Source organism: Candidatus Izimaplasma bacterium HR1, from assembly GCA_000755705.1.
In the GTDB taxonomy this organism is placed as follows: Bacteria; Bacillota_I; Bacilli_A; order Izemoplasmatales; family Izemoplasmataceae; genus Xianfuyuplasma.
Genome location: CP009415.1, coordinates 198,134 through 222,174, shown reverse-complemented (window position 1 = coordinate 222,174; position 24,041 = coordinate 198,134). Strand labels below are relative to the sequence as shown.

34 protein-coding genes and 1 pseudogene are annotated in these 24,041 nt (G+C 34.0%); 33 read left to right on the top strand and 2 right to left on the bottom strand.

The genetic code is table 11. The features are described from left to right. The 11 genes from KQ51_RS01225 to KQ51_RS01175 all read left to right on the top strand — a co-directional run bounded on the left by KQ51_RS01225 (window position 1) and on the right by KQ51_RS01175 (window position 11,807). The gene (locus KQ51_RS01225; protein ID WP_038467971.1) at window positions 1-366 is read left to right on the top strand and encodes an ornithine aminomutase subunit alpha; all 366 of its coding nucleotides are present in this window, start codon (window positions 1-3) and stop codon (window positions 364-366) included. Next, on the top strand, window positions 359-2,563 hold the full coding sequence (gene oraE, locus KQ51_RS01220) for a D-ornithine 4,5-aminomutase subunit OraE (RefSeq protein WP_038467968.1): 2,205 nt from the start codon (window positions 359-361) through the stop codon (window positions 2,561-2,563). The genes KQ51_RS01225 and oraE overlap by 8 nt, the downstream gene beginning before the upstream one ends. A gap of 2 nt (window positions 2,564-2,565) precedes the next feature. Continuing rightward, window positions 2,566-3,927 carry a glutamate mutase L gene (locus tag KQ51_RS01215; protein WP_038467965.1) on the top strand — a complete coding sequence of 454 codons (1,362 nt, stop codon included), beginning with the start codon at window positions 2,566-2,568 and terminating at the stop codon, window positions 3,925-3,927. A 4-nt stretch (window positions 3,928-3,931) separates the two neighbouring features. Then, the gene (gene orr, locus KQ51_RS01210; protein ID WP_038467963.1) at window positions 3,932-4,987 is read left to right on the top strand and encodes an ornithine racemase Orr; all 1,056 of its coding nucleotides are present in this window, start codon (window positions 3,932-3,934) and stop codon (window positions 4,985-4,987) included. Further along, window positions 4,980-6,056: an alanine racemase gene (gene alr / locus KQ51_RS01205; RefSeq protein ID WP_038467960.1), complete on the top strand. Its 1,077-nt coding sequence runs from the start codon at window positions 4,980-4,982 to the stop codon at window positions 6,054-6,056. The genes orr and alr overlap by 8 nt, the downstream gene beginning before the upstream one ends. A 14-nt stretch (window positions 6,057-6,070) precedes the next feature. Continuing rightward, the gene (gene arcA / locus KQ51_RS01200; RefSeq protein WP_038467957.1) at window positions 6,071-7,288 is read left to right on the top strand and encodes an arginine deiminase; all 1,218 of its coding nucleotides are present in this window, start codon (window positions 6,071-6,073) and stop codon (window positions 7,286-7,288) included. A gap of 9 nt (window positions 7,289-7,297) precedes the next feature. Continuing rightward, window positions 7,298-8,323, top strand: a complete 1,026-nt coding sequence (gene argF / locus KQ51_RS01195) for an ornithine carbamoyltransferase (RefSeq protein ID WP_038471485.1) — start codon at window positions 7,298-7,300, stop codon at window positions 8,321-8,323. Beyond that, on the top strand, window positions 8,316-9,230 hold the full coding sequence (gene arcC, locus KQ51_RS01190; protein WP_038467954.1) for a carbamate kinase: 915 nt from the start codon (window positions 8,316-8,318) through the stop codon (window positions 9,228-9,230). The genes argF and arcC overlap by 8 nt, the downstream gene beginning before the upstream one ends. Window positions 9,231-9,286: 56 nt before the next feature. Beyond that, a complete protein-coding gene (locus tag KQ51_RS01185) occupies window positions 9,287-10,603 on the top strand; it encodes a hypothetical protein (protein WP_038467952.1) in 1,317 nt (438 codons plus the stop codon). A gap of 109 nt (window positions 10,604-10,712) precedes the next feature. Then, the gene (locus KQ51_RS09275; RefSeq protein ID WP_052608998.1) at window positions 10,713-11,285 is read left to right on the top strand and encodes a helix-turn-helix domain-containing protein; all 573 of its coding nucleotides are present in this window, start codon (window positions 10,713-10,715) and stop codon (window positions 11,283-11,285) included. A gap of 90 nt (window positions 11,286-11,375) precedes the next feature. Then, window positions 11,376-11,807 (top strand): MarR family winged helix-turn-helix transcriptional regulator, encoded by a 432-nt coding sequence (locus KQ51_RS01175; protein ID WP_052608996.1) that lies wholly within the window; start codon window positions 11,376-11,378, stop codon window positions 11,805-11,807. 100 nt (window positions 11,808-11,907) lie between these two features. Here the strand turns inward: KQ51_RS01175 and KQ51_RS09270 are convergent, their stop codons facing one another. Together KQ51_RS09270 and KQ51_RS01165 are read right to left on the bottom strand one after the other, a co-directional pair. Then, a complete protein-coding gene (locus tag KQ51_RS09270) occupies window positions 11,908-12,618 on the bottom strand; it encodes a class I SAM-dependent methyltransferase (protein WP_052608994.1) in 711 nt (236 codons plus the stop codon). Window positions 12,619-12,714: 96 nt separating this feature from the next. Beyond that, window positions 12,715-13,338 carry a Crp/Fnr family transcriptional regulator gene (locus KQ51_RS01165; protein WP_038467950.1) on the bottom strand — a complete coding sequence of 208 codons (624 nt, stop codon included), beginning with the start codon at window positions 13,336-13,338 and terminating at the stop codon, window positions 12,715-12,717. A 351-nt stretch (window positions 13,339-13,689) separates the two neighbouring features. On the opposite strand from KQ51_RS01165, the gene rpsJ reads away from it, so the two are divergent. The 22 genes and pseudogenes from rpsJ to secY all read left to right on the top strand — a co-directional run bounded on the left by rpsJ (window position 13,690) and on the right by secY (window position 24,040). Next, the gene (gene rpsJ / locus KQ51_RS01160; RefSeq protein WP_038467947.1) at window positions 13,690-13,995 is read left to right on the top strand and encodes a 30S ribosomal protein S10; all 306 of its coding nucleotides are present in this window, start codon (window positions 13,690-13,692) and stop codon (window positions 13,993-13,995) included. A gap of 25 nt (window positions 13,996-14,020) precedes the next feature. Continuing rightward, window positions 14,021-14,644: pseudogene (gene rplC / locus KQ51_RS01155) on the top strand (50S ribosomal protein L3); the annotation flags it as partial. Window positions 14,645-14,741: 97 nt separating this feature from the next. Next, a complete protein-coding gene (gene rplD, locus KQ51_RS01150) occupies window positions 14,742-15,365 on the top strand; it encodes a 50S ribosomal protein L4 (RefSeq protein ID WP_038467943.1) in 624 nt (207 codons plus the stop codon). Next, window positions 15,365-15,649 (top strand): 50S ribosomal protein L23, encoded by a 285-nt coding sequence (gene rplW / locus KQ51_RS01145; RefSeq protein ID WP_038467941.1) that lies wholly within the window; start codon window positions 15,365-15,367, stop codon window positions 15,647-15,649. The genes rplD and rplW overlap by 1 nt, the downstream gene beginning before the upstream one ends. An 18-nt stretch (window positions 15,650-15,667) precedes the next feature. After that, window positions 15,668-16,498, top strand: coding sequence for a 50S ribosomal protein L2 (gene rplB, locus KQ51_RS01140; RefSeq protein WP_038467939.1), 831 nt, complete (start codon window positions 15,668-15,670; stop codon window positions 16,496-16,498). 15 nt (window positions 16,499-16,513) lie between these two features. Beyond that, a complete protein-coding gene (rpsS, locus tag KQ51_RS01135) occupies window positions 16,514-16,792 on the top strand; it encodes a 30S ribosomal protein S19 (RefSeq protein ID WP_038467937.1) in 279 nt (92 codons plus the stop codon). Between the two features lie 12 nt (window positions 16,793-16,804). Beyond that, a complete protein-coding gene (rplV, locus tag KQ51_RS01130; RefSeq protein WP_038467935.1) occupies window positions 16,805-17,140 on the top strand; it encodes a 50S ribosomal protein L22 in 336 nt (111 codons plus the stop codon). Window positions 17,141-17,151: 11 nt separating this feature from the next. Beyond that, window positions 17,152-17,805 (top strand): 30S ribosomal protein S3, encoded by a 654-nt coding sequence (gene rpsC / locus KQ51_RS01125; protein ID WP_038467933.1) that lies wholly within the window; start codon window positions 17,152-17,154, stop codon window positions 17,803-17,805. Then, window positions 17,805-18,233 carry a 50S ribosomal protein L16 gene (gene rplP, locus KQ51_RS01120; protein ID WP_038467931.1) on the top strand — a complete coding sequence of 143 codons (429 nt, stop codon included), beginning with the start codon at window positions 17,805-17,807 and terminating at the stop codon, window positions 18,231-18,233. The genes rpsC and rplP overlap by 1 nt, the downstream gene beginning before the upstream one ends. Beyond that, the gene (gene rpmC / locus KQ51_RS01115; protein ID WP_038467929.1) at window positions 18,223-18,411 is read left to right on the top strand and encodes a 50S ribosomal protein L29; all 189 of its coding nucleotides are present in this window, start codon (window positions 18,223-18,225) and stop codon (window positions 18,409-18,411) included. Before rplP ends, rpmC begins: the two co-directional genes overlap by 11 nt. 12 nt (window positions 18,412-18,423) lie before the next feature. Then, the gene (rpsQ, locus tag KQ51_RS01110) at window positions 18,424-18,678 is read left to right on the top strand and encodes a 30S ribosomal protein S17 (protein ID WP_038467927.1); all 255 of its coding nucleotides are present in this window, start codon (window positions 18,424-18,426) and stop codon (window positions 18,676-18,678) included. A 15-nt stretch (window positions 18,679-18,693) separates the two neighbouring features. After that, entirely contained in the window at window positions 18,694-19,062 is a 369-nt protein-coding gene (gene rplN, locus KQ51_RS01105; protein ID WP_038467925.1) for a 50S ribosomal protein L14, read from the top strand. A 16-nt stretch (window positions 19,063-19,078) separates the two neighbouring features. Further along, complete coding sequence (gene rplX / locus KQ51_RS01100; protein ID WP_038467923.1) at window positions 19,079-19,408, top strand: 50S ribosomal protein L24; 330 nt, start codon at window positions 19,079-19,081, stop codon at window positions 19,406-19,408. A gap of 20 nt (window positions 19,409-19,428) precedes the next feature. Further along, on the top strand, window positions 19,429-19,968 hold the full coding sequence (gene rplE, locus KQ51_RS01095) for a 50S ribosomal protein L5 (RefSeq protein ID WP_038467921.1): 540 nt from the start codon (window positions 19,429-19,431) through the stop codon (window positions 19,966-19,968). Between the two features lie 11 nt (window positions 19,969-19,979). After that, window positions 19,980-20,165 carry a type Z 30S ribosomal protein S14 gene (locus KQ51_RS01090; protein ID WP_038467919.1) on the top strand — a complete coding sequence of 62 codons (186 nt, stop codon included), beginning with the start codon at window positions 19,980-19,982 and terminating at the stop codon, window positions 20,163-20,165. A gap of 42 nt (window positions 20,166-20,207) precedes the next feature. Next, the gene (gene rpsH, locus KQ51_RS01085) at window positions 20,208-20,603 is read left to right on the top strand and encodes a 30S ribosomal protein S8 (RefSeq protein WP_038467917.1); all 396 of its coding nucleotides are present in this window, start codon (window positions 20,208-20,210) and stop codon (window positions 20,601-20,603) included. A gap of 6 nt (window positions 20,604-20,609) precedes the next feature. Then, a complete protein-coding gene (gene rplF / locus KQ51_RS01080) occupies window positions 20,610-21,146 on the top strand; it encodes a 50S ribosomal protein L6 (RefSeq protein ID WP_038467915.1) in 537 nt (178 codons plus the stop codon). Window positions 21,147-21,168: 22 nt separating this feature from the next. Beyond that, window positions 21,169-21,525, top strand: coding sequence for a 50S ribosomal protein L18 (gene rplR / locus KQ51_RS01075; RefSeq protein ID WP_038467913.1), 357 nt, complete (start codon window positions 21,169-21,171; stop codon window positions 21,523-21,525). 11 nt (window positions 21,526-21,536) lie between these two features. After that, window positions 21,537-22,094 carry a 30S ribosomal protein S5 gene (rpsE, locus tag KQ51_RS01070; protein ID WP_038467911.1) on the top strand — a complete coding sequence of 186 codons (558 nt, stop codon included), beginning with the start codon at window positions 21,537-21,539 and terminating at the stop codon, window positions 22,092-22,094. Then, window positions 22,094-22,273, top strand: a complete 180-nt coding sequence (rpmD, locus tag KQ51_RS01065; RefSeq protein WP_038467909.1) for a 50S ribosomal protein L30 — start codon at window positions 22,094-22,096, stop codon at window positions 22,271-22,273. The genes rpsE and rpmD overlap by 1 nt, the downstream gene beginning before the upstream one ends. Window positions 22,274-22,284: 11 nt before the next feature. Next, window positions 22,285-22,725, top strand: coding sequence for a 50S ribosomal protein L15 (gene rplO, locus KQ51_RS01060; RefSeq protein ID WP_038467907.1), 441 nt, complete (start codon window positions 22,285-22,287; stop codon window positions 22,723-22,725). Between the two features lies 1 nt (window position 22,726). Then, window positions 22,727-24,040 (top strand): preprotein translocase subunit SecY, encoded by a 1,314-nt coding sequence (gene secY / locus KQ51_RS01055; protein ID WP_038467905.1) that lies wholly within the window; start codon window positions 22,727-22,729, stop codon window positions 24,038-24,040. Window position 24,041 lies beyond the last annotated feature (1 nt).

Genomic DNA, 24,041 nt, shown 5'->3' with positions numbered 1-24,041 from the left:
ATGAAAGAAAGAAATGATGACTTCGAAGTAAGAAGACAACACCTTAAAGGGATGTCTGATCAAGAACTTAGAACTTACTTCTTAGAATTATCGGACAAACTTGTTGATCCTTTGCTAGATTTAGCGTATAAAAACACTTCTAAATCAATTGAAAGAAGTGTGCTTCTTCGTATGGGATTTAACAGCTTAGAGGCAAAAGGTATTGTTGATATTTTAAATGATAAAAACTTATTAAGAAAAGGTACTGGTCACTGTGTATATTTGGTGGCTAAAAATAATGATATTGATATCCACGAAGCGGGTCTTTTAATTCAAAATGGCGATGAAATCGACTACTTAATGGAGTACTTTGATAATCATGAATAATATAAAACCAAATGAGAAGTTAGATATAAGAGAATTACTAAAAGACTTAGAAAACTATGTACCCAGAAAACGTGGATGGGTATGGAGAGATATATCACCTCAAAAAATAGGGCAGTTTACCTATGAACAGGCAAGTCCTGGTTTGAAAAACTTTGTTCCTCTACCTAGTGCTAGAGGGCTCGGAAACATAGATCCTCAACCCGATGCTGTAATTACTACAGAAATTGCATCAGGACGTTTTGAAGATGATATTAGACGTATGAGAATGGCCGCTTATCATGGGGCAGATCATATTATGGTTATAAGAACAGCTGGGCAATCTCACTTTGATGGATTGCTCGAAGGAACACCTCAAGGGATTGGAGGAATACCTGTTACTCGTAAGCAACTTAGAGCTCAGCGCAAAGCATTAGATATCATAGAGGAGGAAGTAGGGAGACCTATTAACTATCATAGTTATGTATCCGGTGTAGCTGGACCTGAAATTGCCGTATTATTCACTGAAGAAGGCGTTAATGGTGCACATCAGGATCCCCAATATAATGTCCTATATAGAAATATAAATGCAATAAGAAGTTTTGTTGATGCTGCTGAAAGTAAAAAGGTTATGGCATACGCGTCGATGGCTCAAATCGATGGGGCTCATAACGCAAATGCTACAGCAAGAGACGCTTGGAAAGTAATGCCGGAACTTCTTGTACAACATATAATCAATTCGCGCTTTAGTGAGAGAATTGGTATAAAAGCTGAGAACATTTGCTTATCTACGGTACCGCCTGCAGCTTCTCCAACTCCAGATTTAAAATTGAATCTTCCTTATGCAGTAGCTCTAAGAGAATTTTTAAGTGATTATAAGATGAGAGCTCAAATGAATACTAAGTATATGGATAGTTCAACTAGAGAAGCTACAGTGACACATGTACTAAACCTACTAATTTCTAGACTTACAAGTGCTGATATTCAATCAACTATTACTCCTGATGAAGGTAGAAACGTTCCATGGCATATTTATAACATAGAAGCATTAGATACAGCTAAACAAGCTATGGTTGGAATGGATGATTTACTAAGCATGGTCAGCCTCAAGGAAACAGGTTATCTCCAAGATGCTAAAAGAGAGATTCAAGAACGATCTATTCTAATGATGGAAGAAATTATTGAAATGGGTGGATATTTCAATGCAGTTGAAGCAGGAATGTTTGTTGATAGCGGAGAGTATCCTGAGAGAAATGGCGACGGAATTAGTCGTGATTTGAATGGTGGTGTAGGTGCAGGGACTGTTGTTAAACGAGATGTTGACTACCTAGCACCAGTGACAGCACATTATGGTTATAATAATGTAGAGCAATACGATAAATCAGCTAAAAATGATCCATCTATGTTAATTGGAGGGTGTACTTTTGAAAAACCAGAGATGGTTAAGTTTATTGATGAACTTGATGACACCGATAATGTATATTTAAGAATGGACGTAACTGAGAAATATCGCTCAGGTAAAGTGTTAAAACCTGAAGTTCAATGGCTTGGGGATGGAACTGTAACAGTAGATTTATTCTTCCCAACACACATCAGAACTGCGGAGGCAGCAGCCCTTGTGACTGGTAAAAAGATGAATTTGAGCGATGTAGAAGTAATTCATAAAGAAATACTACATCCTAGTGAAGGTACAAGAATTCAGATTAAAGGTACATTTAATTTTGATATTAATGTTGACCAATTAGTGTTACCTGAGGAAATAAAGGTACATTCAGAGGATGAGATTATACAATATGTTAAGGATAATCCTATCAGAGTAGTTGCTGGTACTGCAGGTAATGATGAACATTCCGTTGGTATTAGAGAAGTACTTGATATTAAGCATGGTGGTATTGAAAAATACGGAATCAAATATGAATATCTGGGTACATCGGTACCTATTGAAAAATTTGTAGACGCAGCTATCGAAACTAATTCTCAAGTTATTATGATGTCAACAATAATTTCGCATGATGATATTCATTATAAAAGTATGATTAAACTACACAACTACGCCGTTGAAAAGGGTGTTAGAGATAAATTGATACTAATCGCAGGTGGTACGCAAGTTACTCCTGAGATAGCAAGAACAAATAAGATGGATCAAGGATTTGGTAGAGGTACTAAAGGTATTCAAATTGCTAGTTTTGTTTTAGACAAATTTCGAAATATGAGTAAGTAATATTGAATATTGATGTATTAGTAGCTGAAATAGGCTCTACTACAACTATTGTGAATGCCTTTCAAATCCATTGTGAAAATCCAACATTCTTAGGGCGTGGCGTTAGCAATACCACTGTTTCTAGTGATGTTACTATAGGTCTCAATGAAGCCATAAATGACCTCAAATTAAATCTCAATATTGCTGAATTAAGCTATACAGAAATGTTTGCAACTTCTAGTGCTGCCGGAGGTTTGAGAATGTCAGTTCATGGTTTGGTGTATGAAATGACAGTAAGAGCATCCAAGGAAGCGGCGTTAAATGCTGGAGCTAATATTCACCTAGTAACTGCTGGTAAAGTTAGGGAAAAACACTTAAAGAAGATAATGGAAGTAAAACCTAATATCATTCTAATAGCTGGTGGTACAGATTATGGTGAAAGTGAAACTGCGCTTTACAACATTGATAAAATACTAGATTTAGACCTTGATATACCCATTATTTATGCAGGGAATATCGAAATCCACGATGAAATAAACGAATTATTCACTAAACGTAAACAAGAAAATCGATTAAAAATAGTTGAGAACGTGTATCCTAGAGTAGATTACTTGAATATTCTACCTTTAAGGAAGGTAATATATAAAACTTTTGAGGAGAATATAATTTATGCTAAGGGGATGGACCACATTTTTGACTTAGTGAATCAAAAAATTATGCCTACCCCAGGTAGTGTAATGGAATCAACAATGAATTTATATGATAATTTAGGAAATTTGATGACAATTGATGTTGGCGGAGCTACAACTGATATACACTCAATTGCAATACCGAGTGATGATTACAAGGAATATTTGGAGGGTGAACCTCTCTCGAAACGTACTGTTGAAGGGGATTTAGGTGTTTTTATTAATCATGAAAATGTAGTAAAAATGTTAGAAAAATCAGAACTTTTAGATGCGATTAACTGTGAGGAAACGCAGTTTAGTGAACTACTTGACAATTATTCGTACATTCCAACGAGTGATATGCAAAAAAAATTAGTTTATGCACTAACTAAAAAATGCACTCATCTTGCATTGGATCGTCACGTCGGAGATTTAAAAAGAGTCTTTACAAGTTCTGGGCAGAAAATTATTCCGGAAGGTAAAGATTTATCACAAATTGGAAAAATTATATTTACTGGTGGAGCTCTTATTAATTTACCTGAAACTGAAAAAATTGTACAAGACTATATAAAAAATAATCAAACTAAAATGCTTCCAGCGAAAAGTGTCGAAATATTTCGTGATCATGATTATATTATGGCATCGGCAGGGGTTTTGTCTTTGAAGTATCCTGTGGAATCATTAAAACTATTGAAAAAGTCATTAAGAATCGAGTGATTTTATGTTCCCAAGAGTAATAATTAACTTAGAAAAGTATCGTCATAACTTAAGGTTTTTGTTAGATATTTGTCATGATAAAAGCATTTCAATGATGGCAGTATCTAAAGTATTTTGCGCTGACCACAATCTTGTAAATATCATGATAGAAGAAAAAGTTGACTTCATAGCTGATTCTAGAATACAAAATTTGGCGATTATTAATTGTGATATTCCAAAGGTTTTACTACGTTTACCGATGATTGGAGAGGTATCAAAAGTTGTGAAATATTCCGATATTTCACTTAATTCTGAGCTATCTACAGTTACTGCATTGAATGAGGAAGCTTCTAAGGTAGGTAAAGTGCATGGAATAATTATAATGATTGACCTTGGTGATTTAAGAGAGGGTATATTTGATGAAAATGAGGTTTATGATTTCGTTAAAAATACTCTTACTTTAAGTAATATTTCTATTAGAGGAATAGGTGTGAATCTTACTTGCTATGGTGGTGTTATTCCTACAAATAGTTTACTAAATAAGTTAGTTGAATATAAGAACAATATTGAGAGTAAATTTGATATTGAATTGGATATTATAAGCGGTGGAAACTCATCTACCATAGATCTTTTAATGAATGAAGCTATACCTCTTGGAATTAACAACCTTAGACTGGGAGAAAGCCTTGTATTGGGGCGTGAAACAGCATATGGGGATTATATTGATAAAACATACGATGATGTATTTACGCTAGAGGTAGATATCATCGAGGTGAAAGAGAAACCTTCTGTTCCGATAGGTCAAATAGGTATGAATGCTTTTGGAAAAGTACCCCAATTTATAGATAACGGAAATATACTTAGAGCTATTCTAGCGATAGGAAAACAAGATGTGGATCATTTGGAATTGATACCATTTGATACTATCAAACTCATTGGATCGAGTAGTGATCATATCATTGCAGATTTATCCAATGCTAGTAGTATTTATGAAGTTGGAGATACAATGTTATTCAAGTTGACTTACTCTTCTATTTTGAGTTTAATGACGTCGAAATATGTAGTTAAGACATATGAGTAGAATTTATAGAAAGACATACGCAGAAGTAAATCTAACTAATATTTATAAGAATTATTCTTATATTCAGAATGCCGCTAGGAATATTAAAGTAATACCCGTTGTTAAGGCTAATGCCTATGGGCATGGATGTATTGAAGTAGTAGATTTATTAGCATCTATAGGTGTTGACCAATTCGCAGTTAGTTTACTTGAAGAAGGCTTAAAATTACGAAGTAAATTTCCTGATATTGAGATTTTAATTATGGGAATTGTTGATGATGAAGGGCTCATAATTGCAAGTGAGAATGACATGACTATTACTATTAGTAACTTCGATCAAATTGAAAAACTCTCTAATTTGAGTCAAATTTTAAAAATACATCTTAAAATTGATACTGGAATGAACAGATTAGGGTTTAAGTCGGATAAAGAGATAAAAATGGCTTTCAAATTGTTAAAGTCGAATAAATTTGTAGAACTTGATGGAATCTATACTCACTTCAGTACAGCTGATGTGGATAAGTTATATTACGACATACAACTTAATAGGTTTAAATATATACTAGATATGCTGAAGTATACCTTCAGAATGGTTCATATGTCTAACTCAAGTTCTCTAATAAAATATGAAAACGATATTGACTTTACAACCCATGCTAGATTGGGTATAAGTCTCTATGGATTGACTTTAGACTCCAATGTAAATTTCCTGAAAACAACCTTTAAACTGAAAACCAGTATTTCTCAGATTAGACATTTGGAACCAGGAGATAAAGTTGGATATGGTGCAACTTATGTCGCTTCACAAAGCGAAGTTATTGGGATTTTACCAATTGGTTATGCTGATGGTTTCATCCGTCGGAATAAGGGTGGAGATGTAGAAATAAATGGTAGAAGATATCCAATAATAGGAAACATATGTATGGATCAAATGTTTATAAAAATAGATGAAAGTATTAGGAAAACTGATGAAGTTACATTATTTGGCGGTTTAATTACAATTGATGAGGTTGCAAAGAGACTCGATACTATCAATTATGAAATTATTTGCCAGATCACTTCACGAGTACCTAGAAAATATATAAAGTAGAAGGGAGGAATACCATGAAAGTAAATGTTTATTCTGAAATCGGGAAACTTAAAACAGTTCTTTTACATAGACCTGGAAAAGAATTAGAAAACTTAACACCTGACATTTTGGAGAGATTATTATTTGATGATATTCCCTATTTAAAAGTTGCTCAAGAAGAGCACGATGCTTTTGCAAAGACGTTAACAGATAACGATGTAGAAGTATTGTATATTAAAGATATGGTTGTAGAGGCATTATTGAATCGCCCGGAAGTTGTTCCAAACTTTATTAATCAATTCATTGAAGAGTCTCGAGTGCCATCTCGAACTGTGAAAAAAGCATTATATAAGTATCTAAAGAAGCTAAGTCCTAGTGAATTAGTTGAGAAAATGATTGAAGGAATTAGAACTTTTGAAGTTCAGATTGAACAGCTTACTCATATTATGGATTTGTTAGAAGATGAGTATCCTTTCTACACTGACCCAATGCCTAATATTCTATTCCAAAGAGATCCATTCTCTTCTATTGGTGATGGTGTTGCTATTAATAACATGATGACAGATGCTAGACAAAGAGAAACTTTATTAAGTGAGTACATGTTTAAGTATCACCCTAGATTCGAAAATGAATCTATCCCATATTACAAAGAGCGTTCTACAAGATATAAATCTGAAGGTGGAGACACGCTAGTCTTAAGTGAAGACACTCTAGCAATAGGAATTAGTAAAAGAACTGATCCTAGAGCAATTGAAGCATTAGCTAAAGAGCTTTTTGAAGCTAATACCTCATTTAAAACTATTCTTGCGTTTAATATTCCTAAAACTAGAGCATTTATGCATCTAGATACTGTGTTCACACAAGTGGATTACGGAACATTTACAATTCATCCAGGAATAATGAAGGAATTAACTGTTTTTGAAGTAGTTAAAAATGGTGAAGGTACATTCAAAGTATCAAAAGTTGTTTCAACGCTTGAAGATATATTAGAAAAACATTTGAAACGTCCAATTAAATTGATTAATATTGGTGGTAATGACATGATTACTTCAGGACGTGAACAATGGAATGATGGTGCTAATACATTAGCTATAGCTCCAGGTGTGGTTATTGTATATCAACGAAACCATGTCACAAACGAAATATTGCGTAAAGAAGGAATAACGGTATTAGAAATCCCTTCGAGTGAACTATCTCGAGGTCGAGGTGGACCACGTTGTATGAGTATGCCGATATTTAGAGAAAAAATTTGATTGAGGAGAATAAAAATGAACTTAAAAGGCCGTAATTTTATTACACTATTAGATTTCACACCAGAGGAAATCAATTATTTAATCGACCTATCTGCAAGGTTAAAAAAAGAAAAATATGAAGGAACTCCACATAAAGTATTATCTGATAAAAATGTAGTACTTTTATTCCAAAAAGATTCAACAAGAACACGTTGTGCATTTGAAGTGGGAGCTATGGATTTAGGTATGGGAGTAACATACTTAGGACCTAACGGAAGCCAAATGAACAAAAAAGAATCAGTAAAAGATACAGCAAGAGTTTTAGGAAGATTCTATGATGGAATTGAATTCCGTGGTTATAAACAAGAACATGTAGAAACATTAGGAGAATTTGCAGGAGTACCTGTATGGAATGGTTTAACAGACGTTTATCATCCAACACAAATCTTAGCTGATTTCTTAACTATTAAAGAAGTATTTGGCAAGTTAAAAGGAATTAACTTTACATATGTTGGAGATTCAAGAAACAACATGGGTAACAGTTTAATGATTGGTAGTGCAAAACTAGGATTAAACTTTACAGGAGTAGCTCCAAAAGAACTATGGCCTGATCAAGAACTTATTGATGAGTGTTTAGAACTTACTAAAGTTTCTGGAGGTACTATCAAATTTACTGAAGATAAAGTAGAAGGTACTACTAATGCTGATGCAGTATACACTGATGTATGGGTAAGTATGGGAGAACCAAAAGAAGTTTGGAACACTCGTTTAGCTCAATTAGCTCCATACCAAGTAGATGCTGAAATGATGAATAACGCAAAAGATACAGCTATATTTATGCACTGTTTACCTGCTTTCCATGGTAAAAACACAGATGTAGGTAGAGACATTGCTAATAGTTTTGGAGAAAAATTTCCTAAAGTAGCAAACGGTGAAATGGAAGTTACTGATGAAGTTGTTGAAGGTAAACAATCAGTTGTATTCCAAGAAGCTGAAAACAGAATGCACACAATTAAAGCAGTTATGTTAGCTACTTTAAGTGATAAATATGAGTAGGTATGTTGTTAGTTTAGGCGGAAATGCATTAGGTAAAAACCCTGAAGAACAAAAAGAACTATTAAAAAAAGTTGCTAATCCAATCGTAGATTTAATCAAAGAAGGACATGAAGTTGTTGTGGCCCATGGGAATGGACCACAAGTTGGAATGATTAATCTATCATTTAGCGAAAGTAACTCAACACCTAATATGCCATTCCCTGAGTGTGGAGCAATGAGCCAAGGTTATATCGGCTTTCATATGCAAAATGCGATTGGAAATGAACTAACAAAACAAAATATAACTAAATCAATCGCATCACTAGTTACTCAAGTGATCGTTGATGAGAATGATGAAGCTTTCCAAAACCCAAGAAAACCAATTGGTTCATTCTACACAAAAGAAGAGTCTGATCAATTAGAAAAATCAATGGGTTATACAATGATAGAAGATTCAGGTAGAGGGTATAGAAGAGTTGTTCCTTCACCGCTACCAATTGATGTTAAAGAAAAAGAAATGGTTAAAACATTACTACATGATGGACATATCGTAATTACAGTAGGTGGTGGAGGTATTCCCGTTGTTGAGCATAATGGTATTTTAACCGGTATTGCAGCAGTTATCGATAAAGATAATGCTTCAGAAAAACTAGCTGAACTAATTGATGCTGATTACCTAGTTATCCTTACAGCAGTAGACAATGTTTACATTAATTTCGGTAAAGATAATCAAGAAAAACTAGAGGGAATTAAGACGTCTAGATTAGAGGAATTAGTAAATGAAGGGCATTTTGCTCCTGGTAGTATGTTACCGAAAATAAAAGCAACAATGAAATTTGCTAATAAAGGAAAAACATCAATAATCGCTTCTTTAAATAACGCAAAAGAAGCATTTAATTTACAAGCAGGTACAATAATAACAAAATAAAGGCACTTAGGTGCCTTTTTATTTTGTGATATAATAATGAAGAGGAGGTGTTTCTTATGAGGAAGTATATATTTCTAATACTATTAATGAGTGTGTTTACCTTATCATCATGTAAAAAGGAACTTGTTTACGAATGTAATCTTATAGACAATGCATTTATACCTTTTTTTGGAGAGGAAGATTACACAATTAATAATGTAAATATTGGAAAACTTAATCAATGCAATGATGAACTAGATACTTTAGAAACATCTCAAACCAAAATCAACAATCTATATAATAAAGTTGATGCTAAAAATATCTCAGTAGATCCAGATATTAGTGCTATTGAAGCCTATTTTGAATACTACTCTAATTCAAGAATGTATCCTGAAGACCTGGTAAATTACGATATAATCGATACATATATTGGGACAATGGAGTTAGCTTTTATATATGAAGGATTCTTACAGATTGATTTGTTTGTAGATCATTATGATTCACCTATTGAAGGAGAGTTAAATGATTTTAATCTTTCGGACGATTTCTATAAAATGAGATACTATGTTAATGAGAATTACCTTTATTTTGTTCAATATCATAATGCAGATGCTACTCAGTTCACTGTCTCAAGAATTTATTTTTCACTAGATGATAACTTAATTTTCGATCATCTTACTTACTTTAAAGAAGGTAAAAGCTATAACTACAAGTACACTTACTATCAGGAGGGAATTAGAGGAGTACAAGTTACTTATCGTAAATACGATGATAAAAAAGGAATCCTTGATATTAAGGATGCAGATTTTATAAATAGAACTATTGAAGAATATCAAATCAGTAACTATATTAACCCTATGTTTAAAGCACACATTGTTGATCCTGTAAGTAAAACAGTGCTACATTACTCACAGGAACAAGACAAATACATGTTAAGTAAAGAGATATATGATAACGAAGGTTTTATTTATGGAGAAACTTTTGACAATTATGAAATTGTAAAATATGACTTCAGATTTAATATTGCGAAGTTAAATAATTGGGATTACTACTTCCAAGAAGCCTTATATAAGAACGAAATAGCGATGTTTAACACCAATGATGAGGTATTTGTAAATACAATTATAAGACGAGGGGATTTTCTAGAAATCTATCAGCATTTTGAATATGTTTATCATAGCACATCAAAGAGCTACACATTACCAAATAACCTTGAGTTCATACCCTTATCAATTGAACAAGAAACAGTCTTAAATAAGATCAACAAAAGCTATATCGATCAATACTTTCTTGATAAGATTGACAGTAATGATGTTAAGGAAGTTGAACTACTAGATATTTGGAGCAGTTTTGTACCGCTTGAATTTTATGAGTTTATTGAAGAAAATAAGTAGAAACCAACATTTGGTTTCTACTTTTACTACGCTTACAAGGTACTTTATTGTCTATTAGATTTAATGAAGTTGTAGTATAATGAATATAAGCATGAAAGGATGATGCTTCATGAAGACAAAAGAACGTGTTATAAAAACGGATGAGGAATTCAAAATACTTGCAGATCCATATAGAATGAGAATTCTTAGAACATTTCAAGGAAATGAAGAGCCAATGACTGTTAAACAGGTTGCAGATTCAATGGGTGAAGTGCCAGCAAAGGTGCATTATCATGTCAAGAAACTACTTTCTATTGATATCCTAGAACTAGACTATATAAAAGTAATAAACGGTATAAACGCAAAATACTATGCAACAACAACTGAATCTTTAAAGTTTAGAGTTAGAGAGGATTTAACAGGAGCAGCAAAGGCTATTCAGGTAGATCAAATCACCAAAGTACTGCTTTATACTTTAGATCAGTTTAAGAACGATATTATCGATAATGCTCATTATGATAAAGACTTGGAAGAGTGTGAGGAAAACAGTGATGGACATCTAACTCAAATGAATGTACATTTAACAAAAAAAGAGTATATAGAATTTAAGAATTATACAAATGAATTTATTAAAGACCACAAAGAAAAAAAGGAATCGACTACTAAATATTCAACCTTGATTGGATTAATTTCTAAAAAGTAAAAAAGAAGGTACTACTATTTGTAGTCCCTTTTTCATTTGACAAAAGTGTGGATAACTGATATTATTTGTATATACAAGTGAGGTGTTTATATGCAAGACTATTTGAATGATTCATTGTACTTTTCAGTATCACGTCTAAACAGGAATATACAGCGTATTGCGGACGAAATATTCAAACCTACAGGCCTACCACCTAGTTATGGATTACTACTTTTGCTACTTGATGAGTGGAAAGAATTGTCACCAACAAAGATTTCGGAAACACTTGATATAAAGCCGTCAACTACCACTAGGTTCCTTGATAAACTGCAAAAACAAGATATTGTTGTACGTCGTACTAACGGAAAATACTCATTCATTTCTTTAACTGCATTTGGTCTATCTAAACTACCGGAAATCAAGGGTGCTTTTGAAACTTTGGAGTATAAACTGCAAAAATCTGTAAGTGCAAGGATCTCAAATCGCGAGAAACCAGTTCTCTTAGAAATGGCTGACCAGATATCAAAAAAAGGCAAAAAATGAAAATTTTTGCCTTTTCTTTTTCTAATTGAATTGGAATGTAGTACACCGAAAGTGATTTCGATTTGAATTAAACGTTTCGTAAAATATATTAATATTTATACTATTTTTGTAGAATGGCCATCAAAGAAGTGCAGCCATCATAACCATTATCTTCTATGTATTTTTTGATTTTTTCTTTCTTTTTTTGTAAATCAGTTTTATCGTTTTCTGGTATTTTTGATCCAATTCTATCGAGCACATTTAAAATGTAATCCATTTCCTCTGTAGTATTGGCTTCTCGACGAGGAACGTTTAGGTGCCATCGTTTATTGATTTTCAGCTTAGTATCATTTTCTAATTGTGCAAGTAATTCTCTTTCAGTAAATGTCTCATAATGTGTGTCACCATGAATTCTATCTATCTCAGCTGAAAGGTGGTGAAGAAGTTTGTGAGATTCTTGTTTGCTATCATTTTGATCGGCAATCATTTCATTAATGACAATGAATCCATCTTCTTTTACTACTCTTCTCATTTCAGTCAACATTTTTGGAATGTCTTCCAAATGGTGAAGACTATTTGATAAGCATACAACATCAAATGAATTATCATCAAAGCTCATGTTGTTTGCATCCATAATTTCAAATGTTACTCTCTCATCTTCATTATGTTTATTTGCAGCTTCTATTGCATTTGGGAACAAATCAATACCTACAAACTTATCAAAATCATCATAAATGCTTTTTATTAGATGTATAAAGTTCCCTGCACCAGTTCCGATATCTAAAAATGTCTTTTTATTGGTGTCTTTTAATATTTGCTTTATAGTTTCCATTTTCTTCTCCTTATTTATATATACCCTATTTTATCAAGACTATTAATTGTTACCAATATACAAAGCTATTGAAATTGTCATAAAAAAAAGCATATACTAGATACGCTTTTTTAATGTGATGGTCCAACGGTCATAATCTATGATACCTTCTTTTCTCATTTTTATCAATTCTCTAGATAAAGAGGGGCGCTGAACAAAGAGGTTATTAGCTAATTCCTCTTTTGTCATGTTTAATCTGATTTTAGGAGAGTTCTGTTGTCTCATTTCCTGATGAACAAAGAACAATATCTTGTCTCTAATACTATCTTGAGTGAGTAGTTTATATTTGTGATTTATATTGTAAACTTTATCGCTTAAGAGACTTAAGTAGTTTTCAGCAAATTTAGGGTTATTTTGAAGGTAGGTTCTAACATCTTCATTCTTTAGAAATGCGATTACCGTTTTTCCTTTAGTTATAACGTTTCCGGGATACAAATTGGATTTTGAGCCAAATAAAAGTACATCTCCATATATCATTCCTGGTTCTAAAGAAGATATGATGAATTCTTTTCCTGAATAACTATACGCTCTTATATTAACTCTACCTTCAAGGATAATACCTAGATAAGTAGAACTATCATTTTCTATTTCAACAGTGTAGTTGGTTGGGAATTCTTTTATTTCAATATTATTAGTATCAATATTGGTGTTTTCGAATAGTCTAACGGCTTCAAGTCTCATGATACCACCTCTTCCGTAACTAATGTTACAAATAAAGTATAGCATAATTTCAATTACTTTTCTTAATAATAAAAAAAAGATTGAATTATTTCGAATTATTTTTTACAATGATATCAACCTAGTTTAGGCGATGTTTTACCTATATATATATTATAGAAAAGAGACCCTAAAAAAAAATATAAAAAGTCCTTGCAATAGGGATTTTTTTTTGGTATTCTTTTCAAGACTCTCGCCAGAGTCAGGCTACGAAGTGGGAGGTTGCTGACACACCCGAAGGCGTTGTCTTGGGGAATCAGGTTATTCTCATCGAGCAAGTCTATATATCAATATAGGCGAAAGGAGGAAATACAAATGGCAAACCAAAAAATCAGAATTAGATTGAAATCTTATGATCATAGATTATTAGATCAATCAGCACAAAAAATTGTAAATACTGCAAAGAAAACTGGTGCTAAAATCAGTGGTCCGGTTCCGTTACCAACGGAAAAAGAAATCTTTACAATTTTAAGAAGTGTTCACGTTAACAAAACTTCTCGTGAGCAATTTGAAAGACGTACACATAAGCGTCTAATCGATATAATGGAACCAACTCCAGCAACTATCGATAGCTTAATGCACTTAGATTTACCATCAGGTGTAGATATTGTTTTAAAATAATTTAAATTAAAAAAGGAGGTTACTCATGGCCAAAGGTATCTTAGGGACAAAAATTGGAATGACACAAATCTTCAACGAAGACGGTAAACTTGTACCGGTAACAGTTGTAAGTTGTGAACCAAACGTTGTTCTGCAAAAGAAAACTATTGAAAATGATGGATATGAAGCTCTTCAATTAGGCTTCAAAGACAAACGAGTTAAACTAGCAAATAAACCAGAACTTGGACATTTTGCAAAAAGTAACTCAAATCCTAAGCGCTACTTAAGAGAAGTTGACGGTAAAGAACTTTACAACTTCGAAGTAGGTCAAGAGATTAGGGTAAATATATTCGCTGAAGGTGAAATCGTAGATGTAACTGGAACTTCTAAAGGTAAAGGATTCCAAGGAAGCATCAAACGACATAACCAAAGCCGTGGGCCAATGGCACATGGTTCTCATTACCATAGAGGCCCTGGTTCAATGGGATCAATTGATCCAAACCACGTACGTAAAGGTAAAAAATTACCTGGACATATGGGTGTTGATACTGTCACTATTCAAAATTTAGAAATAGTTAAAGTAGATTTAGAAAGAAATTTATTATTAGTTAAAGGTTCAGTACCTGGTCCTAAAAAAGGATTAGTGTTTGTAAAACGTGGAGTTAAGGCTCCAGTAATTCAACCTTTAAACCCAGCTGATTACGTTATCGCTGATACTAAAGAAGAAACAGCAGTAGAGACTGCTGAGTAACGAGAGGAGAATTTAAATGGCAAAAGTAGCATTATTGAACCAAATGGGACAAAATGTTGGTGAAGTTGAATTATTAGATTCTGTTTTCGGAATTGAACCAAACCAACAAGCTGTATTTGACGTTGTTAAAGCGACTAGAGCTGCAATGCGTCAAGGTACACATCAAACTAAGACTCGTACTGATGTTCGCGGTGGTGGACGTAAACCATGGAAACAAAAAGGTACAGGTCGTGCTCGTAGTGGATCAACAAGATCACCACTATGGACAGGTGGGGGAGTAGTATTTGGACCTCATCCAAGAAAATATACATTAAAAGTTAATCGTAAAGTTAGAAGATTAGCATTGAAATCTGTTTTATCAAGCAAAGTAGCTGAAGAAAGCTTCAAAGTAATTGATAAAATTGAATTAGAAAACGTAAAAACAAAAGGAATGGTTGAAGTTTTAAGTAACTTAAACCTAACTGGTAAAGTTGCATTCGTATTAACTGAAAATAACGAAAACGTAGCTATGGCAGCAAGAAATATTCCTAATGTAACTGTAACAACAGTTTCTCACGTAAGTGTTTATGAGTTAATGAACTTTAACACTATAGTAGTTACTGCTGATGCAGCTAAAAAATATGAGGAGGTGCTTGGTTAATGTTAGCAGCTGAAATTATCAAGAAACCGATCATCACTGAAAAATCTATGTTATTAGTAGAGAATGAGAACAAATATACATTCTCTGTTGACAAAAGAGCAAACAAAATTCAAATTAAAAACTCAGTTGAAGAGTTATTCAATGTAAAGGTAGTAAAAGTAAATAAAATTAATTCTCTACCTAAGAAAAAAAGAGTAGGACAGCATTCAGGTTTCAAACCAGCAATTACTAAGGCTATCGTAACATTAGCCGAAGGTAGCAAAATTGAAATCTTCGAAGCTTAATCTAAGGAGGTAACAGTTATGGCTTTAAAGAAATATAAAGCAATGACAAATGGTTTACGTCACATGACAAGTCTTGATTATTCAGAATTAACAACTGATACACCTGAAAAATCATTACTACGTAAAATGAACAAGAAATCAGGACGTAATAACCAAGGTAAAATCACTGTTCGCCATCAAGGTGGAGGAAACAAGAGAAAATACCGTGTTATTGACTTTAAAAGAAATAAAGATGATATTCCTGGTAAAGTAGCTACTATCGAATATGATCCAAACAGAAGTGCATTCATAGCTTTAATTAACTATGCTGATGGAGAGAAAAGATACATCGTCGCTCCAAAAGGTTTAAAAGCAGGAATGACAATTATGAGTGGACCTAAATCAGATATCTTAGTAGGAAACACATTACCAATTATTAATATCCCAGTAGGGACAGTAATTCATAATGTTGAATTAAAACCTGGTAAAGGTGCACAATTAGTTAGAAGTGCAGGAGCAAGCGCACAAATCTTAGGTCGTGAAGAAAGATACGTACTTGTAAGATTAACTAGTGGTGAAGTAAGAAAAATTTTATCAACTTGCCGTGCAACAATCGGTGAAGTTGGAAACAGTGATTACTCGTTAGTTAATATCGGTAAAGCCGGTAAAAACAGACATAGAGGAATCAGACCTACAGTACGTGGTTCAGTAATGAACCCTGTAGATCATCCACATGGTGGTGGAGAAGGACGTCAACCTATTGGTAAAAAAGGTCCTGTTACTCCTTGGGGTAAACCAGCACTAGGATTGAAAACAAGAAAAACTAAAAAAGCTAGCGACAAACTAATCGTTAGACGACGTAACAAATAGAAAGGAGGAACTCTAATGTCACGTTCAGTAAAAAAAGGACCTTTCGTAGATGAGCACTTATACAAAAAAGTAGAAGCCTTAAATACAGAAGGTAAAAAGAGAGTAGTACAAACATGGTCTCGTAGATCAACAATATTCCCTGAATTCATCGGTCATACTATCGCAGTATATAACGGTAAGGAACATATCCCTGTTTATGTACAGGAAGATATGGTTGGACACAAATTAGGAGAGTTCGCTCCTACTAGAAGTAACCGTGGACACGAAAAAGATAAGAAAGCTAAAAGAAAGTAGAGGAGAATGAATATGGAAGCTAGAGCACAAGCAAAAATGGTACGTATCTCTTCTCGAAAAGTAAAATTAGTAATCGACTTAGTAAGAGGTAAAAGCGTTGGAGAAGCATTAGCAATTTTAAGACTAACTCCAAAAGCTGCAAGCCCTGTTGTAGAAAAAGTGATCATGTCAGCAATTGCTAACGCAGAGCACAACTACAATATGGATACTGAAAAATTATTCGTTAAAGAAATTTACGTAGGGGAAGGTCCTACACTAAAAAGATTTAGACCAAGAGCTCAAGGAAGAGCAACACAAATCTTAAAAAGAACTAGCCACATTACAGCTGTAGTGTCGGAAAAAGAATAGGAGGCTATCACATGGGTCAAAAAGTAAGTCCAGTTGGTTTAAGAATTGGAATTATCAGAGATTGGGATTCTCGTTGGTATGCTGATAAAAATGATGTTGCTGATTTATTACACGAAGATTTAAAAATCCGTCTTTTATTAGAAGATTTTTATAAAAATGCTGCTGTATCAAGAATCGAAATCGAAAGAAGCAAAGGTAGAGTAATTCTTACTGTACACACTGCTAAACCAGGTATGGTATTCGGTAGAGAATCTGCTATCAAAAATGAAGTAGTAGCAAAATTACAAACATTAACTAATAAAGAGGTATACATGAACATCAGAGAAATCAAAAAACCTGATGTAGACGCTAAATTAGTTGCAGAGAATATCGCAAAACAATTAGAAAACAGAGCATCATTCCGTCGTGTTCAAAAAATGGCTATTCAAAGAGCCTTAAGAGCAGGAGCAAAAGGATGTAAAACATTAGTAAGTGGACGTTTAGGTGGAGCAGAAATGGCTCGTAGCGAAGGTTACAGTGAAGGTAATGTACCTTTACATACTTTACGCGCAGACATTGATTATGCTGCCGCAGAAGCTGATACTACTTATGGTAAATTAGGTATCAAAGTATGGATTTGCAAAGGTGAAATCCTGCCTGTAAGAAACAGAGGAGGGAAAAAATAATGTTAACACCAAAAAGAACAAAATATAGACGCCCTCACAGAGTTTCTTATGAAGGTAAAGCCAAAGGTGGAGATAGAATCAGTTTTGGTGATTGCGGTTTAGTTTCATTGCAAGGTGCATGGATTACTAACCGTCAAATAGAAGCTGCTCGTGTTGCTATGACACGTTATATGAAACGTCAAGGACAAGTATGGATTAGAATTTTCCCTCACATGGCGAAAACTGCTAAACCATTAGAAGTACGTATGGGATCTGGTAAAGGTTCTCCAGACGGATTCGTAGCTGTAGTAAAAGAAGGAACAGTAATGTTCGAAATCGCAGGAGTTAGTGAAGAAGTTGCTAGAGAAGCATTACGCTTAGCACAACACAAATTACCTGTTAGAACAAAATTCGTAAGAAGAGAAAGTGGTGATTCTAATGAAAGCTAATCAAATTAGAGAATGGGACACTGCAAAAATTAATGCTGAAATCAAAGAACTGAAAAAAGAATTATTCGACCTACGTTTTCAACAAGCTACAGGTCAACTAGAAAACACTGCTCGCGTTGGAAAAGTAAAGAAAGCGATCGCTCGCATGAAAACAGTTCTTACTGAACGCGGAGAGTAGAGGAGAAACTAGATGGAACGTAATAAAAGAAGAATCCTGACAGGAATTGTTGTATCTGCATCTGGAGATAAAACTATATCTGTTTCAGTTGAAAGCTACAGAAAACATCGTTTATACGGTAAACGTGTAAAACAATCGAAAAAATTTGCTGCTCATGATGAAGCTAATTTAGCAAAAGTCGGTGACGTAGTAAAAGTAATGGAAACACGTCCATTATCAAAAACTAAACGCTTCCGTTTATTGGAAGTAGTAGAATCTAAATCTTAAAGGAGGCTATCACTTATGATTCAACAAGAATCTAGAATGAAAGTAGCGGATAACTCTGGAGCTCGTGAAGTCTTAACTATTAAGGTTTTAGGAGGAACAGGGCGTAGATACGCTAGTGTAGGCGACCTCGTAGTTGTAACCGTAAAATCAGCTTCACCAGGTGGAACTGTTAAAAAAGGTGAGGTACGAAGAGCCGTAATTGTTAGAACTAAAAAAGAAATCCGTCGTAAAGATGGAAGTTATATTAAATTTGATGATAACGCTGCAGTAATGGTTAAAGATGACAAAAGTCCAGTTGGAACTCGTATCTTTGGTCCTGTAGCAAGAGAGTTAAGAGATGCAGGATTTATGAAAATCGTATCTTTAGCTCCTGAAGTATTATAGGGTAGGAGGCAAACTTATGAAAATTAAAAAAGGAGACACTGTTAAAGTAATTAGCGGTGCAAGCCTTGGTAAAGAAGGTAAAGTTTTAAAAGTTTATCCTAAAACAAACAAAGTAATCGTTGAGGGAGTAAACATTATTAAAAAACATGCTAAACCTACTCAATCTAACCCTGACGGGGGAATTTTAGAATATGAAGCACCATTTAATGCTTCTAATGTTATGTTTTCTGAAAAGAAAACAGGAACTACTAGAGTAGGATTCAAAACAATCACTGAAACAGTGAAAAAACAAGAAGTAGTTAAAAAAGTAAGATATTCTAAAAAATCTGGTGAGGTCTTAGACTAATCAGAAAGGAGGCTTTTAGCATGAATCGCTTACGTGAAAAATATGTAAATTCAGTGCGTCCAGCTTTAATTGAGAAACTCAATTATACTTCAATTATGCAAGCTCCTAAAATTACTAAAGTAGTAGTAAATATGGGTGTTGGAGATGCTATAACAAATAGTAAAGCATTAGATGACGCAGTAGCAGAATTAACTCAATTAACAGGGCAAAAACCTGTAATAACAAAAGCTAAAAAATCAATCGCAAACTTCAAATTAAGAGAAGGTATGGCAATTGGTTGTAAAGTAACATTACGCGGGGATAGAATGTATGATTTCTTAGATAAATTATTTAACATTTCATTACCACGTGTGAGAGACTTCCAAGGAGTTTCAAAAACATCATTTGATGGTAGAGGAAACTACACATTAGGTGTTAAAGAACAATTAATCTTCCCTGAAATAAATTATGATAAAGTAAATAGAGTAAGAGGAATGGATATTGTTATCGTAACTTCGGCAGATACAGACTTAGAAGGAATCGAATTACTAGGTCAAATGGGTATGCCGTTTAAAAAATAAGGAGGCTTATAATGGCTAAAAAGTCAATGAAAGTAAAACAACGTCGTGGAAGTAAATTCTCAGCTAGAGAATATACTCGCTGTGAAAGATGCGGGAGACCACACGCTGTTTACAGAAAATTCAAACTATGCCGTATTTGTTTCCGTGAATTAGCTTATTTAGGACAAATACCAGGCGTTAAAAAAGCAAGTTGGTAGAAAAAATAAATTTTCCAAGAAATTGTAAGGAGGCAAAATTTTATGGTAATGACAGATCCTATCGCAGATATGTTAACACGTATAAGAAATGCTAACCAAATGAAACATGCAACAGTTGATATGCCTGCTTCGAAGCTTAAAAAAGAGATTTTAGAGCTTTTGAAAGCTGAAGGTTATGTTACTGGTTATAAAGTAGTTAAAGGTGAAGTACAAGACACTTTACGTGTATCTCTAAAATATCTTAGCAACGAAAGAGTTGTTAAAGGATTAAAAAGAATCTCTAAGCCAGGTCTTAGAGTATATGCAAAAATTAATGAAATCCCTAAAGTATTAAATGGACTAGGTATCGCTGTTATCTCAACTTCAAAAGGAATTATGACGGATCGCGAGGCTCGCAAACAAAAAGTGGGCGGAGAGATCTTAGCATATGTTTGGTAAGAAGATATGAGTAGAATAGGTAAAAAGTTAATTACATTACCAGCTGACGTAACTGTCACTGTTGGTGAAGGTAATAACGTTACAGTAAATGGTCCAAAAGGACAATTAAACAGCACATTTAATGCAGATTTAACTATAACAGTTGAAGATAATAAAGTGGAAGTAGTAAGACCTAGTGAATCTAAATTCCACAGAGCAATTCATGGTACAACAAGAGCGTTAATTAATAATATGGTTCTTGGAGTATCTGAAGGATTTAAAAAAGAATTAAAAATGATCGGTGTTGGTTACCGTGCAGCAATGCAAGGAACTAAAATCGTTATCCAAGCAGGATATTCTCATCCAGTTGAATTAGTATTACCAGAAGGCGTTAGCGTAGAAGTTATTAAAAACACTACAATTATCGTATCTGGAATCAACAAGCAAATTGTTGGTGAATTTTCAGCTAATATTAGAGGGGTTCGACCACCAGAACCGTATCTAGGAAAAGGAATCCGTTACGTAGATGAACATGTACGTAGAAAAGAAGGAAAAACTGCTTAACAAGTAGTTAGGAGTGAGTTATATGGCAAATAGTAGAAATGAAATGCGTCAAAAGAGACACTTAAGAATTAGAAACCGTCTTGTTGGAACTCCATCAAAACCTCGTTTAGCTGTGTTTAGAAGTGCAAAGCACATCTATGCTCAAGTTATTGACGATGTTAATGGAGTAACATTAGCTAACGCATCATCAAACGAAAAAGATAACAAACTAGCAAATGGTGGAAATGTAGATGCTGCAGCAGTAGTTGGAAAATTACTTGCTGAAAGAGCATTAGAAAAAAATATTGATTCAGTTGTTTTTGACAGAAGTGGTTACCTTTACCACGGAAGAGTTAAAGCACTAGCAGAAGCTGCTCGTACAGCTGGGCTAAAATTCTAGGAGGTTCGCTTATGGAAAACAATAAAAAACCAAATAATAGCAACAAACCACAATCAAGAAAACCACGTAGACCTCGTCGTAAAAGAGAGCCAAAACTTTACGAAGAGCGCGTAGTTAATATTAACCGTGTTACTAAAGTAGTAAAAGGTGGACGTCGTTTCCGTTTTTCAGCTTTAGTAGTAATCGGTGACAAAAAAGGTAAAGTTGGATTTGGTACAGGTAAAGCACAAGAAGTACCAGATGCAATCAAAAAAGCAATAGAAGACGCAAAACGTAATTTAGTAGTAGTACCTATGTACAACAAAACAATCCCTCATGCTATCACTGGACGCTTCGGTGCTGGTGAAGTATTCTTGAAACCTGCAGTAAGTGGGACAGGAATCATCGCTGGTGGACCAGTTCGTGCCGTTGTTGAATTAGCTGGATACGAAGATATCTTAAGTAAATCTTTAGGATCTGCAACTCCAATTAATATCATCCGTGCAACTTTCGATGCAATCGATAACTTAAGAACTGCGGACCAAATAGCTGCGACACGCGGTAAAACTGTAGAGGAGATCTTAAACTAATGAAACAATTACAAATAAAATTAGTTAGAAGCACAATTGCTGGAAATCCGAAACAAAAGAAAACTGTAATCGCATTAGGATTAACTAAATTACAAAAAACAGTAGTAAAATCTGATACACCTACTATAAGAGGAATGATTAAAGTCGTTGCTCATTTAGTAGAAGTAAAAGAAGTTTAGGAGGTATGGATATGAACTTATCAAACTTAAAACCAACTCCTGGTTCTACTCATGCTAAAAAAAGACTTGGACGCGGAACTGGTTCCGGTACAGGTAAAACAGCAGGTAGAGGAACAAAAGGACAAAACTCTAGAAGCGGTGGAGGAACTCGCCCAGGATTTGAAGGGGGACAAACTCCATGGTTCAAACGTATTCCTAAAAGAGGATTTACAAATCATTTCCGTAAAGAATACGCAACAGTTAATGTAAGCGAATTGAATAAATACGCTGAAGGAACTGTAGTAAATAAAGAATTATTATTACAAGATAGACTAATTCGTAAAGAATTAAGTGGATTAAAAGTATTAGGTGATGGTGAATTAACAGTTAAACTTACAGTTAAAGCTGACAAATTTACTAAATCAGCTATGGAAAAAATCCAGGCAGCTGGTGGAAGCGTAGAGGTGAACTAGTATGGACAATATAGTTGCAGTATTTAAAAGCAGAGAGGTTATGAAAAAAATTCTTTTTACATTACTTGCATTTATCATATACAAAGCAGCAACATATATCCATATACCTTTAATTAATCCTGAAATAATCAACTCGTTCTTTGATCAAGCTGATTCAGGTGTATTGGGTATCGCCAATGCTTTTACAGGGAACGCTCTTAAGAACTATTCAATAATAGCTCTTGGAATCGGTCCTTACATTACTGCTTCTATTGTTATTCAATTATTACAAATGGACATTATTCCAGTTTTAAAAGAATGGCAAGAAGAAGGGGAAACAGGTAAGCAAAAAATTAACCAATTAACAAGATACCTAGCAATCGGTATGGCATTTGTTCAAGCATTAGCTATGACTTATGGTTTCCGTTTAACAGGTAATTATATCTTTGATATTGGTGTAGAAAACGTAAACTTCGTTACATATACATACTTAGCAATCTTAATGACTGCGGGTACTGCTTTCTTACTATGGTTAAGTGATCAAATCACTATGCATGGTATTGGGAATGGTACTTCAATGATCATCGTTGCAGGTATCGTATCAGGATTCCCTGGTATGGTATCAAGTTTGGTTGGAGAATATATTACTGCTGCTGGTAGTGATTGGGGAAGTTATGGAGTATTTGCACTCGTAATGGCAATATTTATATTAGTAATATTCTTTGTTACTGTTATGCAAGCAAGTGTTCGTAAAGTACCAATTCAATATTCAAACCGTCCAGCGGGAGCTAGATTCCAAGGTAGAAATGAATCAAACATTCCTATCAAGATCAACTCAGCTGGTGTAATTCCTGTAATCTTTGCAGTAACTATCCTTTCAATACCGTTAACGGTATTAAACTTTATTCCTGATTTAGCATCGACTGGATTTGGACAAGTTATGGAAGAATTATTTACTTATCAAAGACCATTAGGATATACATTATATGTTGTATTAATTTTTGTATTCGCATTCTTCTACAGTTTTGTACAAATCAATCCTGAGAAAATTGCTGGAAACTTACAAAAACAAAATGCCTACATTCCAGGGGTAAGACCTGGTGTAGAAACAGAAAATTACATTTCAAAAACTTTATTTAAAGTTACAGTTATCGGAGCTACATATCTAGTATTAATCGCTTCATTACCTATCTTTGCTTCTATGATCTTTGGTTTACCAGCATATGTTCAAGTTGGTGGGACAAGCTTATTAATCGTTGTAGGTGTGGCTATCGAAACAACAAAACAAATTAAAACACAGACGCAAGAGCAAAACTATTCTGGATTCATTAAATAGG

Excerpts from the sequence above, each read along its gene's own strand:
- KQ51_RS01225 (WP_038467971.1), top strand. The coding sequence starts at position 1 with ATGAAAGAAAGAAATGATGACTTCGAAGTAAGAAGACAACACCTTAAA.
- oraE (WP_038467968.1), top strand. The coding sequence starts at position 359 with ATGAATAATATAAAACCAAATGAGAAGTTAGATATAAGAGAATTACTA.
- orr (WP_038467963.1), top strand. The coding sequence starts at position 3,932 with ATGTTCCCAAGAGTAATAATTAACTTAGAAAAGTATCGTCATAACTTA.
- alr (WP_038467960.1), top strand. The coding sequence starts at position 4,980 with ATGAGTAGAATTTATAGAAAGACATACGCAGAAGTAAATCTAACTAAT.
- arcA (WP_038467957.1), top strand. The coding sequence starts at position 6,071 with ATGAAAGTAAATGTTTATTCTGAAATCGGGAAACTTAAAACAGTTCTT.
- arcC (WP_038467954.1), top strand. The coding sequence starts at position 8,316 with ATGAGTAGGTATGTTGTTAGTTTAGGCGGAAATGCATTAGGTAAAAAC.
- KQ51_RS01185 (WP_038467952.1), top strand. The coding sequence starts at position 9,287 with ATGAGGAAGTATATATTTCTAATACTATTAATGAGTGTGTTTACCTTA.
- KQ51_RS09275 (WP_052608998.1), top strand. The coding sequence starts at position 10,713 with ATGAAGACAAAAGAACGTGTTATAAAAACGGATGAGGAATTCAAAATA.
- KQ51_RS01175 (WP_052608996.1), top strand. The coding sequence starts at position 11,376 with ATGCAAGACTATTTGAATGATTCATTGTACTTTTCAGTATCACGTCTA.
- KQ51_RS09270 (WP_052608994.1), bottom strand. The coding sequence starts at position 12,618 with ATGGAAACTATAAAGCAAATATTAAAAGACACCAATAAAAAGACATTT.
- KQ51_RS01165 (WP_038467950.1), bottom strand. The coding sequence starts at position 13,338 with ATGAGACTTGAAGCCGTTAGACTATTCGAAAACACCAATATTGATACT.
- rpsJ (WP_038467947.1), top strand. The coding sequence starts at position 13,690 with ATGGCAAACCAAAAAATCAGAATTAGATTGAAATCTTATGATCATAGA.
- rplD (WP_038467943.1), top strand. The coding sequence starts at position 14,742 with ATGGCAAAAGTAGCATTATTGAACCAAATGGGACAAAATGTTGGTGAA.
- rplW (WP_038467941.1), top strand. The coding sequence starts at position 15,365 with ATGTTAGCAGCTGAAATTATCAAGAAACCGATCATCACTGAAAAATCT.
- rplB (WP_038467939.1), top strand. The coding sequence starts at position 15,668 with ATGGCTTTAAAGAAATATAAAGCAATGACAAATGGTTTACGTCACATG.
- rpsS (WP_038467937.1), top strand. The coding sequence starts at position 16,514 with ATGTCACGTTCAGTAAAAAAAGGACCTTTCGTAGATGAGCACTTATAC.
- rplV (WP_038467935.1), top strand. The coding sequence starts at position 16,805 with ATGGAAGCTAGAGCACAAGCAAAAATGGTACGTATCTCTTCTCGAAAA.
- rpsC (WP_038467933.1), top strand. The coding sequence starts at position 17,152 with ATGGGTCAAAAAGTAAGTCCAGTTGGTTTAAGAATTGGAATTATCAGA.
- rplP (WP_038467931.1), top strand. The coding sequence starts at position 17,805 with ATGTTAACACCAAAAAGAACAAAATATAGACGCCCTCACAGAGTTTCT.
- rpmC (WP_038467929.1), top strand. The coding sequence starts at position 18,223 with ATGAAAGCTAATCAAATTAGAGAATGGGACACTGCAAAAATTAATGCT.
- rpsQ (WP_038467927.1), top strand. The coding sequence starts at position 18,424 with ATGGAACGTAATAAAAGAAGAATCCTGACAGGAATTGTTGTATCTGCA.
- rplN (WP_038467925.1), top strand. The coding sequence starts at position 18,694 with ATGATTCAACAAGAATCTAGAATGAAAGTAGCGGATAACTCTGGAGCT.
- rplX (WP_038467923.1), top strand. The coding sequence starts at position 19,079 with ATGAAAATTAAAAAAGGAGACACTGTTAAAGTAATTAGCGGTGCAAGC.
- rplE (WP_038467921.1), top strand. The coding sequence starts at position 19,429 with ATGAATCGCTTACGTGAAAAATATGTAAATTCAGTGCGTCCAGCTTTA.
- KQ51_RS01090 (WP_038467919.1), top strand. The coding sequence starts at position 19,980 with ATGGCTAAAAAGTCAATGAAAGTAAAACAACGTCGTGGAAGTAAATTC.
- rpsH (WP_038467917.1), top strand. The coding sequence starts at position 20,208 with ATGGTAATGACAGATCCTATCGCAGATATGTTAACACGTATAAGAAAT.
- rplF (WP_038467915.1), top strand. The coding sequence starts at position 20,610 with ATGAGTAGAATAGGTAAAAAGTTAATTACATTACCAGCTGACGTAACT.
- rplR (WP_038467913.1), top strand. The coding sequence starts at position 21,169 with ATGGCAAATAGTAGAAATGAAATGCGTCAAAAGAGACACTTAAGAATT.
- rpsE (WP_038467911.1), top strand. The coding sequence starts at position 21,537 with ATGGAAAACAATAAAAAACCAAATAATAGCAACAAACCACAATCAAGA.
- rpmD (WP_038467909.1), top strand. The coding sequence starts at position 22,094 with ATGAAACAATTACAAATAAAATTAGTTAGAAGCACAATTGCTGGAAAT.
- rplO (WP_038467907.1), top strand. The coding sequence starts at position 22,285 with ATGAACTTATCAAACTTAAAACCAACTCCTGGTTCTACTCATGCTAAA.
- secY (WP_038467905.1), top strand. The coding sequence starts at position 22,727 with ATGGACAATATAGTTGCAGTATTTAAAAGCAGAGAGGTTATGAAAAAA.